This window comes from Levilactobacillus hammesii DSM 16381 (assembly GCF_001434395.1).
GTDB classification, from domain to species: domain Bacteria; phylum Bacillota; class Bacilli; order Lactobacillales; family Lactobacillaceae; genus Levilactobacillus; species Levilactobacillus hammesii.
This window is the reverse complement of record NZ_AZFS01000066.1, coordinates 109295-123776: the sequence shown is the minus strand read 5'-3', so window position 1 is coordinate 123776 and position 14482 is coordinate 109295. Positions and strand designations below refer to the sequence as shown.

The 14482-nt window shown below is 50.9% G+C and carries 12 protein-coding genes; all 12 read left to right on the top strand.

Annotated elements, in window-relative coordinates:
* Positions 1–36: 36 nt before the first annotated feature.
* Entirely contained in the window at positions 37–741 is a 705-nt protein-coding gene (locus FD28_RS12705; protein ID WP_057735418.1) for a Bax inhibitor-1/YccA family protein, read from the top strand.
* A 437-nt stretch (positions 742–1178) separates the two neighbouring features.
* A complete protein-coding gene (gene polA / locus FD28_RS12700; RefSeq protein ID WP_057735417.1) occupies positions 1179–3842 on the top strand; it encodes a DNA polymerase I in 2664 nt (887 codons plus the stop codon).
* 20 nt (positions 3843–3862) lie between these two features.
* Positions 3863–4723: a bifunctional DNA-formamidopyrimidine glycosylase/DNA-(apurinic or apyrimidinic site) lyase gene (gene mutM / locus FD28_RS12695; RefSeq protein ID WP_057735416.1), complete on the top strand. Its 861-nt coding sequence runs from the start codon at positions 3863–3865 to the stop codon at positions 4721–4723.
* Positions 4716–5351: a dephospho-CoA kinase gene (coaE, locus tag FD28_RS12690; RefSeq protein WP_057735415.1), complete on the top strand. Its 636-nt coding sequence runs from the start codon at positions 4716–4718 to the stop codon at positions 5349–5351. Before mutM ends, coaE begins: the two co-directional genes overlap by 8 nt.
* A gap of 203 nt (positions 5352–5554) precedes the next feature.
* Positions 5555–6055, top strand: a complete 501-nt coding sequence (gene nrdR, locus FD28_RS12685) for a transcriptional regulator NrdR (protein WP_057735414.1) — start codon at positions 5555–5557, stop codon at positions 6053–6055.
* A 3-nt stretch (positions 6056–6058) separates the two neighbouring features.
* Entirely contained in the window at positions 6059–7417 is a 1359-nt protein-coding gene (locus FD28_RS12680) for a replication initiation and membrane attachment family protein (RefSeq protein WP_057735413.1), read from the top strand.
* Positions 7418–7420: 3 nt separating this feature from the next.
* The gene (gene dnaI, locus FD28_RS12675) at positions 7421–8347 is read left to right on the top strand and encodes a primosomal protein DnaI (RefSeq protein WP_057735412.1); all 927 of its coding nucleotides are present in this window, start codon (positions 7421–7423) and stop codon (positions 8345–8347) included.
* Positions 8348–8793: 446 nt separating this feature from the next.
* A complete protein-coding gene (gene thrS / locus FD28_RS12670) occupies positions 8794–10737 on the top strand; it encodes a threonine--tRNA ligase (RefSeq protein ID WP_057735411.1) in 1944 nt (647 codons plus the stop codon).
* Positions 10738–11012: 275 nt separating this feature from the next.
* Positions 11013–12515 (top strand): MDR family MFS transporter, encoded by a 1503-nt coding sequence (locus FD28_RS12665; RefSeq protein WP_057735410.1) that lies wholly within the window; start codon positions 11013–11015, stop codon positions 12513–12515.
* Between the two features lie 264 nt (positions 12516–12779).
* Positions 12780–13280 carry a translation initiation factor IF-3 gene (gene infC / locus FD28_RS12660; RefSeq protein WP_057735460.1) on the top strand — a complete coding sequence of 167 codons (501 nt, stop codon included), beginning with the start codon at positions 12780–12782 and terminating at the stop codon, positions 13278–13280.
* A 53-nt stretch (positions 13281–13333) separates the two neighbouring features.
* Positions 13334–13528, top strand: coding sequence for a 50S ribosomal protein L35 (gene rpmI, locus FD28_RS12655; RefSeq protein WP_045806761.1), 195 nt, complete (start codon positions 13334–13336; stop codon positions 13526–13528).
* A 70-nt stretch (positions 13529–13598) separates the two neighbouring features.
* Positions 13599–13958: a 50S ribosomal protein L20 gene (rplT, locus tag FD28_RS12650; protein ID WP_057735409.1), complete on the top strand. Its 360-nt coding sequence runs from the start codon at positions 13599–13601 to the stop codon at positions 13956–13958.
* Positions 13959–14482 lie beyond the last annotated feature (524 nt).

Below are 14482 nucleotides of genomic sequence, written 5' to 3'. Positions count from 1 at the left end.
TCAGCTGGGAAAGTTTGCATAAAAAGGAGCGTTTCAATGAACAACTATGAACAGCAACCCCGTCAAACGATTAATACTGAGGTCGGTCTCAATGGTTTTATGACCAAGATGTTCGGCTGGATGGGCTTGTCTGTGCTGGTATCTGCCGTGACGGCTTTTCTCATGGCTACCCAGTTCAGCGGTGCCTTACAAAACCTCAGCGGTGGCATGATTATTCTGCCAATTGTCGTGTGGTTTATCTTGCCATTCGTGATTAGTGGTCAATCTATGAAACGTCCAACAGTTGCCTTTGTCGGTTTGATGGTCTACGCAGTGGTGACCGGGGCAGTCTTCTCGATCTACACGCTGGTTTACAGTAACGCGTCGATTGCCGCAGCCTTCGTTTCCAGTGCAGCTGTCTTTCTGACTATGGCAACGATTGGGGTCACCACCAAGCGTGATTTAACCAAGATTGGGACACAGGCATCAGCTGCTTTAATCGGGTTGATCGTGGCCATGTTGATTAACATCTTCTTGCAGAGCTCACTGATTGCCATGATCTTCTCCTTCATTGCCGTGATCATCTTTGCCGCCTTGACGGCTTGGGACACGCAACGCATGAAGAAGATGTATCTCCAATACGGCGACCAAGTCTCTGAAACTGGTTTGGCCATCAACGGGGCCTTACAGTTGTACTTGGACTTCGTCAACTTATTCTTACAACTCTTACAAATCTTCGGCTTATTCGGTGGCAGAGACTAATCACCGGGTGGTCAATCAATGGGAAAGCGAGACACTGGGTTAACCGGTATCTCGCTTTTTGTGTTTTACAAATTGATTTTAGAGGCTTTACCGTAGCGAGGGTGCACGGGGGTTACCGTGGCCAATTACTGAGCTTTGCGCTAAATTGTCCTCAGCATAACGCGGCTATATCATGATCTTGGCATATACAAGCAATATTAAACTGGAGAGCTGCAACTGTTTCTGACCCTTAGAATGGTGTTCCTTGGATGAGGACGCCACCTCAGCGGCCGATCTTAACCACAGTTAGGTTCCATACCCCCACAGCAGTTTTTCGGAAAAGTCGCTATAAATCCACGGTAAAGCGGTTTTTCATTTCGGATTTTAAGGGATCTTTGGTAAAATATAAGCAGAATACGCGAGTGGCCGCTGATAGGACCACTCGGGAGGAGCGAATTATGGCGGACAAACGATTATTATTGATCGACGGCAACAGTGTGACCTTCAAGGCCTTTTACGCGTTATACACGTCGTTAGGGCGATTTACCAACAGCGAAGGGCTGCACACCAACGCCATTTATGGCTTTAACACGATGTTAGAGACCATGCTGAAGAATGTGGACCCCACACACGTCCTAGTGGCGTTCGATGCCGGGAAGGTCACGTTCCGAACTAAAATGTATAACAACTACAAGGGCGGCCGGGCGAAGACGGCACCGGAACTTTCCGAACAATTTCCTTACGTCAAGGAACTCTTAGCAGCACGGGGCATTCAAACCTACGAGCTACCCAATTACGAAGCCGATGATATTATCGGGACGCTAGCCAAGCAGGCCGAAGCGGACGGGTTCACCACGACCATTGTCACCGGTGACCGGGACCTCACGCAGTTGGCCAACGACCACACCACGGTTGCCATTTCTAAAAAAGGGGTCAGCGAGATTGAACGCTACACCCCAGCCTACGTGAAGGAAAAGATGGGTGTGACACCCGAACAGATCATTGATATTAAAGGACTTCAGGGCGATAACTCGGATAACTATCCCGGTGTGACCGGTGTGGGGCCTAAGCGTGCCGTTGATTTGGTGGGTAAGTATGGCAGCATTGAGGGCATTTACGAGAATATCGATGACATTACGGCCAAGAAGCTCAAAGAGCACCTGGTTGCCGATCACGACCAAGCGCTATTGGCTAAAAAACTGGCGACGATTAACCGTGACGCGCCAGTCGAGAAGAAAGTGGCCGATCTGGTCTACGAAGGCCCTAACCGCGATGACCTGATTGCCTTTTATCAACGGATGAACTTCCGGACGTTCCTCAGCAAGATGGATTTTGAGGGCGAGACACCGAGTGCAACGCCAGGACTCAAGGACATTGATTACACGGTGCTGACGGCTGAAAATGTGACAGCTTTACCAGACTTTTCCGCTGACGGTTGTGAGTTTTATTTGGAAATGCCGGATGAAAACTACCACACGTCCGAATTCGCCGGTTTTGCGATCGGTGATGATGACCAATGGTGGGTGAGCCGCGATGTCAGCCTCCTGCAACAGGCACCTTTAAAAGACATTCTGGCGTCTGCTGACGTGGCCAAACAGGTCTTTGACGCCAAGCGGACCTATGTTGGCTTAAACCGCTTAGGAATTACCTTAGCTGGCGTAGACTGCGATCTGTTGTTGTGCTCCTACCTGTTGAATACTTACGACAACAGCAATGACCTCGGCCGCGTGGCTATGGAACACGGTTACGAGCAAGTGGCCACCGATGAAGATGTTTACGGTAAAGGGGCTAAGCGGGCCATCCCCGAAGATGATGAGGTTCTGTTCAAACATTTGGCGCGAAAGGCGCGGGCGATTGAACAGTTGCGGCCCAAGTTGTTTGAAGGCCTGGATGAAAATGAACAAACGAAGCTCTACCGTGAGATTGAATTACCCATGAGTTTCGTGTTAGCACGGATGGAAATTGCCGGCATTACCGTAGATGCCAGTGAATTGGAAGCCATGGGCAGCAAGTTTACTGAACAATTGGCCGAGATTGAACAGACAATTTATCAGGAAGCGGGCGAAGAATTTAACATTGGCTCGCCTAAACAGCTGGGACAAATTCTATTTGAGAAGATGGGCCTGCCCGTGATTAAGAAGACCAAGACGGGGTATTCTACGGCGGTCGGTGTGCTCGAAAAATTGGCAGCGGACGCCCCAATTGCCGAGAATATCTTGCGTTACCGGAAGATTGCCAAGATTCAATCGACGTACGTGGAGGGCCTGTTGAAGGTCATTCATCCCGAGGATCAGAAAGTCCACACGCGTTACCTACAAACGTTGACACAGACGGGGCGGCTGTCCTCAGTTGATCCTAACTTGCAAAACATCCCGGTTCGAAGTGAAGAAGGGCGTGCGATTCGGAAAGCCTTCGTGCCACGTCATGAGGGCTGGCAGATCTTCTCGTCTGACTACTCACAGATTGAACTGCGGGTGCTCGCGCACATGAGCCATGATGCCAACATGCAGGAAGCCTTCAAGGAAGGCCAAGATATTCACGCGGCTACTGCCCGGCGGATCTTTAAGATGGCACCCGATGCCGAAGTGACGCCGAACATTCGGCGGCAGGCCAAGGCCGTTAACTTCGGGATTGTCTACGGGATCAGTGACTTTGGACTGTCACAAAATATTGGCATTTCTCGCAAACAAGCGAAGAACTTTATTGACACCTACTTTGAGGAATATCCAGGCGTTAAGGCCTATACGGAACGCATGGTCCAACAGGCGCACGAGCTGGGATATGTGGAAACCATCGCCCACCGTCGCCGTTACCTGCCAGATATCAATTCCCGAAACTTCAACCAGCGGTCGTTTGCCGAACGGACAGCGATGAACACGCCGATTCAGGGGAGTGCCGCAGATATTATTAAGATTGCCATGATTCGTATGGAAGCGGCCATCAAGGATATGCAGGCGACAATGTTGCTGCAGGTTCACGATGAATTGATCTTCGAGGCCCCGGCCGAGGAGATCGCCACGTTAGCTAAATTAGTCCCAAGTGTCATGGACTCCGCCATTGACCTTGAGATCCCACTGAAGGTTGAAAGTCACTACGGCCCAACTTGGTATGACGCCAAGTAGCGCCAAAGGGAGGAATAGCCATGCCAGAATTACCAGAAGTTGAAACGGTGCGTCGCGGCTTGACCCAGCTGGTGGCAGGGGCGACCATTGATCACGTGGCCGTCTTTTATGCCAAGATGGTGCGGCCCGATGCCGAGATTTTTACGGCGGATCTGATCGGTCGCAAGATTGAAAAGGTTGATCGGCGCGGGAAATACCTGCTTTTTCGACTTAGCGGCAACCTCACCTTGGTGTCCCATCTGCGGATGGAGGGCAAATATGACGTGCAGCCCGCGGGCAGTCCCGTGCCGAAACACACCCATGTCATTTTTTACTTGAAGGACCACCGGGAGTTGCGGTACAACGACACCCGCAAGTTCGGTCGGATGCGGTTGGTCGAGACGGGCACCGAGGGAACGGCGCTCAAGTCACTCGGCAAATTGGGACCGGAACCTACTGAAGAAACCTTAACGCTGGCCTATATGCAGCGTGTCTTTGGTAAATCACACAAGGTGGTTAAGCCCTTCTTGCTGGATCAATCCAAGATTGCCGGGTTGGGCAACATCTACGTGGATGAGGTCCTTTGGCTCTCCAAAATTAATCCACTGACGCCGGCCGATACGTTGACTCAGGACCAGTTAGAGACACTGCGTCAAAACATCATTGCCGAGATCGCCAGGGCCATTAAGGGCCATGGCACCACGGTGCATAGCTTCTCCACGGCGTTTGGCGAGACCGGTAACTTTCAGAATCATCTGCACGTGTATGGTCACGAGGGAGAACCCTGTGAACGCTGTGGAACCGAGATTGTTAAGATCAAGGTTGCCCAGCGGGGGACGCATTTTTGCCCGCACTGTCAGCCGTACCCACCGGAAGTCCTGGAGGAAGTCACTGATGACTGAGGTGTGGGGGTTAACCGGCGGAATTGCCACGGGTAAATCGACGGTGAGTCGCTGGTTGAAGCTGGCGGGACTCAAGATTATCGATGCCGATGTGATTGCCCGGCAGGTGGTGGCACCGGGAACACCTGGTCTCCAACAGATTTGTACAACCTTTGGGGCGTCGTTTCGTCGAGTGGATGGCAGCCTGGATCGAAAAAAGCTGGGGCAACTGGTCTTTGGCAACGCCACGGACTTGCATCGGCTTGAAGCAATCACGACGCCACTAATTCGCGCGGAGATCCAGCAGCAACTCGCTCAGTATCGTGCGCAGCAGGTTACGGGAATTGTAATTGACGCGCCCACCTTCTATGAAGTCGGTTACCTGATTCACCTGGTCGATCACGTGATGGTGGTCGCAACGCCGGTAACGGTACAACGCCAACGATTGATGGCCCGTGATGGCCTGTCAGAAGAAGCCGCACAAGCCAGAATGGCGCAACAGTGGTCCATCGCCAAGAAGGCGGCTTTAGCCGATGTGGTGATTGATAATGCGGGAACGATTGCCGAAACGCGCCAACAAGTGGTAAAATGGCTTGACACCACTAATTTGGGCTCGTCGGCAGCGATTTTGGCCGAGGGATTGGATTAGATGGTGTATGGCTAATGGCTGAGTCGTTGACCCCCAAGATATTGGGGACGTCGATGAATTCAGCTAGACTGGTTAGTTGGCGGTGGAATAGCTGCTGTTAGATGATTAAGCACGAATGACAACTAACGCTAATCCGGCGAGCAGTCGAGAGACCGATTATCAGAGAATGAATGAGTAACCAATGAAAAAATGAGGTGACCAAAATGCAGTGTCCGCACTGTCATCATAATGGATCGCGGGTCGTCGATAGTCGACCGACCGACGATGGGCGCGTCATCCGCCGGCGCCGTGAGTGTGAGAGCTGTGGCTTTCGGTTCACGACGTTTGAGCGGGTTGAAGTGACACCGCTGTTGGTAATTAAGAAGAACGGCACGCGCGAGGAGTTTAATCGTGAAAAGATTCTTCGTGGCATCATCCGCTCCGCTGAGAAACGACCGGTGGGGATGGATGTCATGACGAAGATCGTGGATGAAGTTGAAAATAAGATTCGAGCACTCGGTGTCAACGAAATCTCCAGTCAACTGATTGGGGAATACGTCATGAACCGGTTGGTCGACGTGGATGAGATCGCCTACATCCGTTTTGCCAGTGTTTACCGGCAGTTCAAGGATACAGGGGTCTTCTTCAACGAATTAAAAGACATGATGGATAAGGACAAGGCGAAGGCCAAAGACCGGAACCATCGGCAAAGCGAGGCGAAATAGGGCATGGAGGATTCCTGGCACCAATTGCAGCCAAAGACGGGCTTTTTGGTTCGGTTGGCGGACCGGTTAACCGATCAGAGTTGGCAAACCTTAACCCAACTCTATCAACCGATCATTGGACCGAGTGCCACGGGGCTCTTCTCGGCCCTTTTTTGGCTCCCACAACGCGAGACCTATAAGCGGCATGCCATCTTACTGGCGGAGCTGGGGTTAGACCTGGCGCACCTGTATGCGGCGCGGTTACGTTTAGAAGCGACGGGGTTACTTACCACCCGGGTAAAGACGGAGGGCGACCTATCGAGCTTCGTCTATGAACTCCATGCGCCGTTGACACCGCAGGCCTTCTTTAAGGACGACTTGCTCAGCGTGCAATTGCTGGGTGTAGTGGGTGAAGACCTTTATCAGGCTTTGGTGACGGCCAATGTCGCAACGGCTAAGCCGGGGGAAAATGAAGAAAATATCACCAAAAACTTTTTGGACGTCTTTCACGTGGACGGGGACGAGCTACGCGATATTCCTGAGGTGGTCACGGCTAATCGCCAAACCCTCACGCAAACCAGCAGTGCGCCGGATTTAGCGGCGGACAAGGTCCAATTTGACTTTAAATTACTGGGCGAGTTGTTGGAACGTTCCTTCGTGGACACCCGAGCGGTCAGCAAGTATCGCCAGTTGCTGTTAACGGAGCACGCCACCTATGGCCTGGATGAGCCCACCATGGCCCGCTACATTGGTGAGGCGACGGATCTGGCGACAAACATCTTCAATCCGGAACAGTTCAAACGGATCGTGGCTCAGGCCTTCGGTTACCAGCATCGGGGTGAACCCGCGCCGGTGACCGACACGTCGACTAGCACCGCCGTTAAGGGGGCTTCCAGTGCTGAACGGGCCTTGATCAAGGTCGCAACGAATACGGCACCCGTGGCGTTTCTACAAGGGATTAAACAGAATACGGGCGGTTTCGTCACGGATGGTGAGCAACGGATTGTGCGCGATTTGGTGAGTCGACAGCTGTTCCCGGAGTCTGTTTTGAATCTCATGATCTACCACGTTTTGGTGGATGAAGACAAGCCGACATTGAATAAGAATTTGTTAGATACTATCGCCAATGATTGGAGCAAGGCCAAGGTCAATACGCCGCAGTTGGCCATTCAGAAGATTCGCGATCGCCAGCAAGAGGCATCGAAGCCACGGCGCTCTCGGCGTCAACAGCCGACCGTCAAGGAGACTTTGCCGGATTGGGCGAAGAAGCCGAGTGGGACGACCCAAACGGCCACGACCGCTAAGCTGTCAGCGGATCAGCAAAAGCAATTGCAGGAACGGATTGCGCGGCTCGAGGAACGCAGCAAGGGAAAGGAGGACTAGCAGATGGAAGATTTAAGTAAAACCATGCAGCAGTTGATGAGTCAACGGCACCTGAACGACAATTATCGGCAGCTGATGGCTAAGGTCTACGATGACCCCACCGTAACTAAGTTTTATCAGGACCACCAAGAGGAGCTGGCGGATGATGTCATGACTCGTTCCGCAGCGAAACTCTATGAATTTGTTTCCGAACGGGAGAAATTAGCCAAGGGTGGGACGACCTTTGCAACGGGATACGAACCGCAACTGATTGTCTCGAACCACCTGATTGACGTGGCCTATGTCCCCACGGCGGATACCCTGGAGAAACAGGCCCAGCAACAGTTACGGCAACGGGTGAAGTCGATTGCCATGCCGAAGAGTATTCGGGAGGCTTCGCTGGCTAACTTTGACCAAGACACCGATCGGGCAGAAGCTTTGATGGCGGCCCTGGATTTTGTGGACGCCTACGAGGCCAATCCCAAGCGGCGTCACCAGGCGCTTTACCTGGCCGGTAGTTTCGGCGTGGGCAAGACCTATTTACTGGCGGCTGTCGCTAATCAGTTGGCAACGGATGGTTTTTCCACCACGCTGGTTCATTTCCCCAGCTTTGCGGTGGAAATGAAGAACGCCATTGCCCAAAACGGGGTGGCCGAGAAACTCGATGCGCTTAAGAAGTCGCCGGTTCTGATGATTGATGATATTGGAGCGGATGCCATGTCCGCTTGGGTCAGAGACGATGTGCTGGGGGTCATCCTGGAATATCGGATGCAAGAGGAGCTTCCCACTTTCTTTAGCTCCAATTTCTCGATGGTCCAATTGGAGAAGGAGCACCTACGCATTTCAACGCGGGGGGACGACGAACCACTGAAGGCCCAGCGGCTGATGCAGCGGATTCGTTTCCTAGCAAGAGAAATCACGATGGTCGGCGTCAATCGGCGGCCACAATAACGTCAAATTAAGCAAGAGCCGACTCGTGCGGGGATGAAGTCATCTCCAAAGGGGTTGGCTTTTTTATGAATGAGGGTGCTTCTGGGCAGCCGGGAAGTTTACCCGTTATTTTTCGTGAACACCGCTTGACAATATTTGGCCGCAAGTGTTTAATAGTCAATGAAACCACATGAGCTATGACGAAAGACATGGTGTCCGCGGAGACGTTCACAGGAAGAGTTGGCCTTGCTTGGAAGCCGACTTAGCGCCCGCAGACATTACCACTTTCCTAGCTGTCGAAAGGAAATTTTCGGCCGGTCCGTTCCGTTATCGACGATTAGAGTTCACGGGATCAGTCTCGTGAAAAATATCGGGTGGAACCACGTTAATGACGTCCCCAGTGCCTTCTTTGGCACTGGGGATTTTTTCGTCGTTCGATCCAAAATCAATAAGGGAGATTGAAAATTATGGCAAGTATTTCACTTAAATTTCCAGATGGCAACGTTAAAGAGTTCGCTGCTGGCACCACGCCAGAAGATGTTGCCAAGTCTATTTCAATTAGTTTAGGCAAGAAGGCCGTTGCAGCTAAATTAGACGGCGAATTGATCGACAACTTAACGCCAATTGCCCATGACGGTAGCATTGAAATCGTCACGAAGAGCGATGAAGATGGCTTGACGGTTCTGCGGAACACGACGGCTGCTTTGGTTCGGATTGCCTTGAAGAAGGAATTCCCAGCTATTCGTTTGGGCGAAGTTAGTGCCGACGAAGACGGGTTCTACGTTGATACCGACAAGGACGACCAACAGGTTAGCGTTGACGAATTAGATGCTATTGCGGTGATTGTTGAAAAATTAATCGCTGACAAGGCGGCTATCGAACGTGTTGCAATCAGCAAGGACGATGCTTTAGCTAAGGCTAAGGACGATCCTTACACGACCGACTTAATCAAGGCCGTTGCTGGCGACCAAGTGAACTTCTTGAAGATTGGCGATCACGAAATCTTAAGTGACGGTGCCCAATTAGCCAACACGGGTGACGTGAAGAAGTTCAAGTTACTCTCCGTTGCTGGTGCATACTGGCAAGGTAAGTCCTCTAACCCAATGCTCCAACGGATTTACGGGACGGCCTTCTACAAGCAAGCTGACTTAGACGCTGACTTAGCTAAGCGCCAAGAAGCCCGCGAACGTGACCACCGGGTTATCGGGAACCAATTAGACTTGTTCTTCGTTGATCCTAAAGTCGGTGCCGGCTTACCATACTGGATGCCAAACGGTGCCACGATTCGTCGGACGATCGAACGTTACATCATCGACAAGGAAGTGGCTAATGGTTACCAACACGTTTACACGCCAGTGCTAGCCAACCTGGATCTGTACAAGCAATCCGGTCACTGGGCGCACTACCGTGAAGACATGTTCCCACCAATGGACATGGGTGATGGCGAACAACTTGAATTACGGCCAATGAACTGCCCTAGCCATATTCAAATTTACAACCACCACATCCGTTCTTACCGTGAATTGCCACTGCGGATTGCTGAATTAGGGATGATGCACCGTTACGAAAAGTCCGGTGCCCTGAGTGGTTTGCAACGGGTTCGTGAAATGACCTTGAACGATGGTCACACGTTCGTTGCCCCAGAACAAATCCAAGATGAATTCAAGAGCATCCTGGACTTGATGGTTAAAGTTTACAAGGACTTTGACATCAAGGACTACACGTTCCGGTTGAGCTACCGTGATCCTAAGAACACTGAAAAGTACTTTGATGACGATGAAATGTGGAACAACGCGCAAAAGATGTTGAAGGGTGCCATGGATGACCTTGGCTTGCCTTACGTTGAAGCCGAAGGGGAAGCTGCCTTCTACGGTCCTAAGCTGGACGTCCAAACCAAGACGGCTCTTGGGAACGAAGAAACGTTATCCACGATCCAATTGGACTTCATGTTGCCAGAACGCTTCGACTTGCACTACGTCGGTGCCGATGGTGAAGAACACCGTCCAGTCATGATTCACCGTGGCTTGGTTTCAACGATGGAACGGTTCACCGCTTACCTGACTGAAATCTACAAGGGTGCCTTCCCAACTTGGTTAGCCCCTAAGCAAGTCACGATCATCCCTGTTTCTGAAGAGAAGCACGGTGCCTACGCCGACAAGTTGGCTGCTGAATTAAAGGCTGCTGACGTGCGGGTTAACGTCGACAAGCGTGGTGAAAAGATGGGTTACCTGATTCGGGACGCCCAAACGCACAAGATTCCATACACGTTGGTCGTTGGTGAAGACGAAATGGCGAATGGTACGGTCTCTGTCCGGAAGTACGGGGAAGAAGACAGTAATTCCATGAGCAGTGACGCTTTCGTCAAGGAAATCCTCGGCGACATCGCTTCTTACAGTCGCGAAGATAAGTAAGACGTCTTAAGAGCAGATTTTGTTCTTAACGTTAAATAGGTTATAGGAAGGGTCTGGGTGAATGCTCAGGCCCTTTTTATTTACAGCCATCACAGACAAAGGCAATTTCGGGAGAGTGCTGGTTTTACTAGTGTGTGCGGTTTAGAAGTGGTAACGTGGTTATTGGAATTGCCAAAAGAAACGGATCATTAATTGAGAACGGCTGACGACTATCGAAGGGCAAGTGAGAACGCCTAAAGAATGGTTGGCGCAGCTCTAAGAAGGAAGATGTTGAAATGTCACAGTCAAAAACAAACGTGCTTGCCGTGACGATTGCGATTTACGTGGCGACGTTTGTGAGTGCTATCGAGGGCACCATCGTGTCAACGGCCCTGCCCACGATTGTCGGAAATCTACACGGTGTTGCGTTAATGAATTGGGTCTTTTCCATCTATTTGTTAGCCACCGCGATGGTGACCCCCATCTACGGTAAATTGGCCGACGTGATTGGGCGTAAGCCCGTGATGCAATTCGGCTTAGCCGTGTTTATCGTGGGGTCGGCGATGAGTGGCCTGTCCACAAGCATGCCCGTATTGATTTTTTGGCGGGCGATCCAAGGTATTGGGGCGGGGGCGTTATTACCCGTATCCATGACCATTATCGCGGATATTTATGCGATCGAGAAACGCGCTAAAATTCTAGGAATCACCAACTCCGCGTGGGGGATTGCGGCGGTGCTTGCGCCATTACTAGGTGGCATTATTATTGATAAGCTCAGTTGGCATTGGATCTTCTTCATTAATGTACCAGTGGGCTTAATTACCATGATATTATTTCAATTATATTTACACGAACCCAAGCGCCAGCGAACCGAGAGCATCGACTATCTTGGAAGTTTCTGGCTGATGGTGTGCCTGCTTAGCCTAATGCTGAGCTTTCAGGTGTTGAGCAGTCAGCCCATTGTCTGGGCGGCCTTCATTGGGGGCCTGGTCGTTAGCATCGTCAGCCTGATCTTATTCATCCGCCGGGAAAAACGCGCGGCTGATCCAATTATTTCGTTGGAACTCTTTAAGAATCGTCCCTTTATCGTTCAAAATGCAATCGCAGCGCTGATCAACGGGTACCTGATGGCGTTGACGGTTTACGTGCCAACCTGGGGCCAAGGTATCCACGGTGTTTCGGCCTCGGAAGCGGGGTTGGCGCTCACACCGAACTCGTTGATGTGGGTCGTTGGGGCCTTTGCGACCAGCTACTTTTTGGCGCGGTGGACGCCACGCCGGATTCTCTACTTCAGCTTGGCATTTATCCTGGTGGCCGGACTCGTTTTGGCGTTACTGCCATTAGAGGCGCCGTTTGGCTGGTTCTTTATCATCACCGCGGTCAACGGCTTCGGCTTTGGGATTGCGATGACCACCACAACCTTGACGTCGCAGCGACTGGTTTCGGCTGAAAATGTGGGTGTGGCCACGTCCTTTAACACGTTAGGCCGGACCATTGGCCAAACGCTGATGGTTTCCATCTTTGGGATCATCTTGAACACGGGGATGCAGCAGGACATGCAACACTATGCGGGCACCAATATGGCCATGATGAACCGACTCATTAATCCGCAGACGGCAAGCACACTACCGGAAAAATTGTTGCCAGCACTTCGCCACATCCTGTATAATGGTTTGCATTGGGTGTATGTGATTGGCTTCGGCATTATTGTCTTATCCTTTGTGATCAACCGGTTGGATTCTAGCAATCGGATTCTGGGAAACGGGGCCGCATCAGAAGAATCATCGTCAGCACAGTAGGTTAACTGAAAAGTTATAAAACAGCGTTGACAGGGGACCAGCTAGCTGGTATGATGGTTAAGTTGAGAAATTAAGCAGAGGCTTCCGCTTCTCGCCTTGTGGCTAACGCTGCTAGGCTGGATATGCACGTTAATCCGATTGTTTTGATTGGATTTCTTGCGGGAGCCGTTTGATTATCATCAAAGGTTCCCGCATTTTTTGTGGGTGAGATTCTGCAGTTCTCGGAGATTATTTTGGAGGTGGATTACCATAGCAAACGACACGATTGTCAACGAGGGAATTCGAGCACGTGAAGTACGGCTTATCGCTGGAGACGGCGAGCAATTGGGTATCAAGACCAAGCGCGAAGCTTTACAGATCGCCGAAGACGCAAACCTCGATTTAGTTCTGGTTGCACCGAAAGCTAAGCCACCAGTAGCCCGCATCATGGACTACGGGAAATACCGATTCGAGTTGCAAAAGAAGCAACGCGAAGCGCGTAAAAAGCAAAAAGTGGTCAGTGTCAAGGAAGTTCGCTTGAGTCCTACCATTGATACCAACGACTTTAACACCAAGCTGAAGAACGCTAAGAAGTTCTTGGCCAAGGGTGAAAAAGTACGGGTTTCAATCCGGTTTAAGGGTCGGGCAATTACCCATAAAGACATTGGTCGCGAAGTGCTTAATCGCATGGCAGCTGAAACGGCAGACGTCGCAACAGTTGTTCAACGGCCAAAGATGGACGGTCGGAGCATGTTCTTAATGCTTTCGCCCATCGCAGAGAAATAGTGTGAATTGATTGGGTAGCAATAGCTACCGATTTAAGGAGGAAATTTCGTATTATGCCAAAGATGAAGACTAACCGCGCCGCAGCTAAGCGTTTCAAAGTAACTGCTAAGGGCGGTATCAAGAGTGCCAATGCTTACACGTCTCACCGTTTCCACGGTAAGACCAAGAAGCAACGCCGGAACCTTCGTGGTACCCGGATGATGAACGAAACGACTATTAAGACTTACCGTTCATTATTACAAAAGTAAGCTAGTCGTAGATTTTTCGGGTCGACGAAATGTCGACATAATGTTTGAATTGATTTAGGAGGAAAAGATTATGCCACGAGTTAAAGGCGGTACTGTTACACGCGCACGTCGTAAGAAAGTTTTGAAATTAGCTAAGGGTTACCGTGGTTCAAAGCACCGTTTATTTAAGGTTGCTAAGGACCAAGTCATGAAGGGCCGTCAATACGCCTTCCGTGACCGTAAAGCTACGAAGCGTAACTTCCGTAAGCTTTGGATTGCCCGGATCAACGCCGCAGCCCGGATGAACGGTCTGAGCTACAGCAAGTTGATGCACGGTTTGAAGTTAGCCAACATCGATGTTAACCGTAAAATGTTAGCTGATTTGGCAGTTAACGATGCTGCTGCATTCACTGCTTTAGCAGAACAAGCTAAGGCTGCATTGGCTGCTTAATTCAGTTAATGAGAAAGGGACTTCGCTGATAAGCGGGGTTCTTTTTTATTAGAGTGAGAGGCAAGACGCTTAGGTTCTGAGCATTAGGGAGCTAAGGGGCTTCTGTTCGGCTTTGCCGGGCAGGAGTCACTTAGCTTGCTAAGCGCAGGGACCTGCCTTGCCGAACACGTTTCTGAGGCTGCAAGTTTCCGAAGTAGATAACTTTGAGGGCGGCCGCTTGAAATGGCATAAGAGGACAGTTTTTGGTAGAAACCGAGCCGGTGCTTAATGGGGTTAAGCGCAGGGACCTGCCTGACGACGCACGTTTCCGAGGCTGCTGGTTACCGGATAGAGAATTTTGAGTGCCAGTCTCTAAGATAATATAGGATTAATGCTTCTAGCCGGGCAGGCGTCACTTAGCTTGCTAAGCGCAGGGACCTGCCTTGCCGAACACGTTTCCGAGGCCGCAGGTTACCGGATAGAGAATTTTGAGTGCCAGTCTCTAAGATAATATAGGATTAACGCTTCTAGCCGGGCAGGCGTCA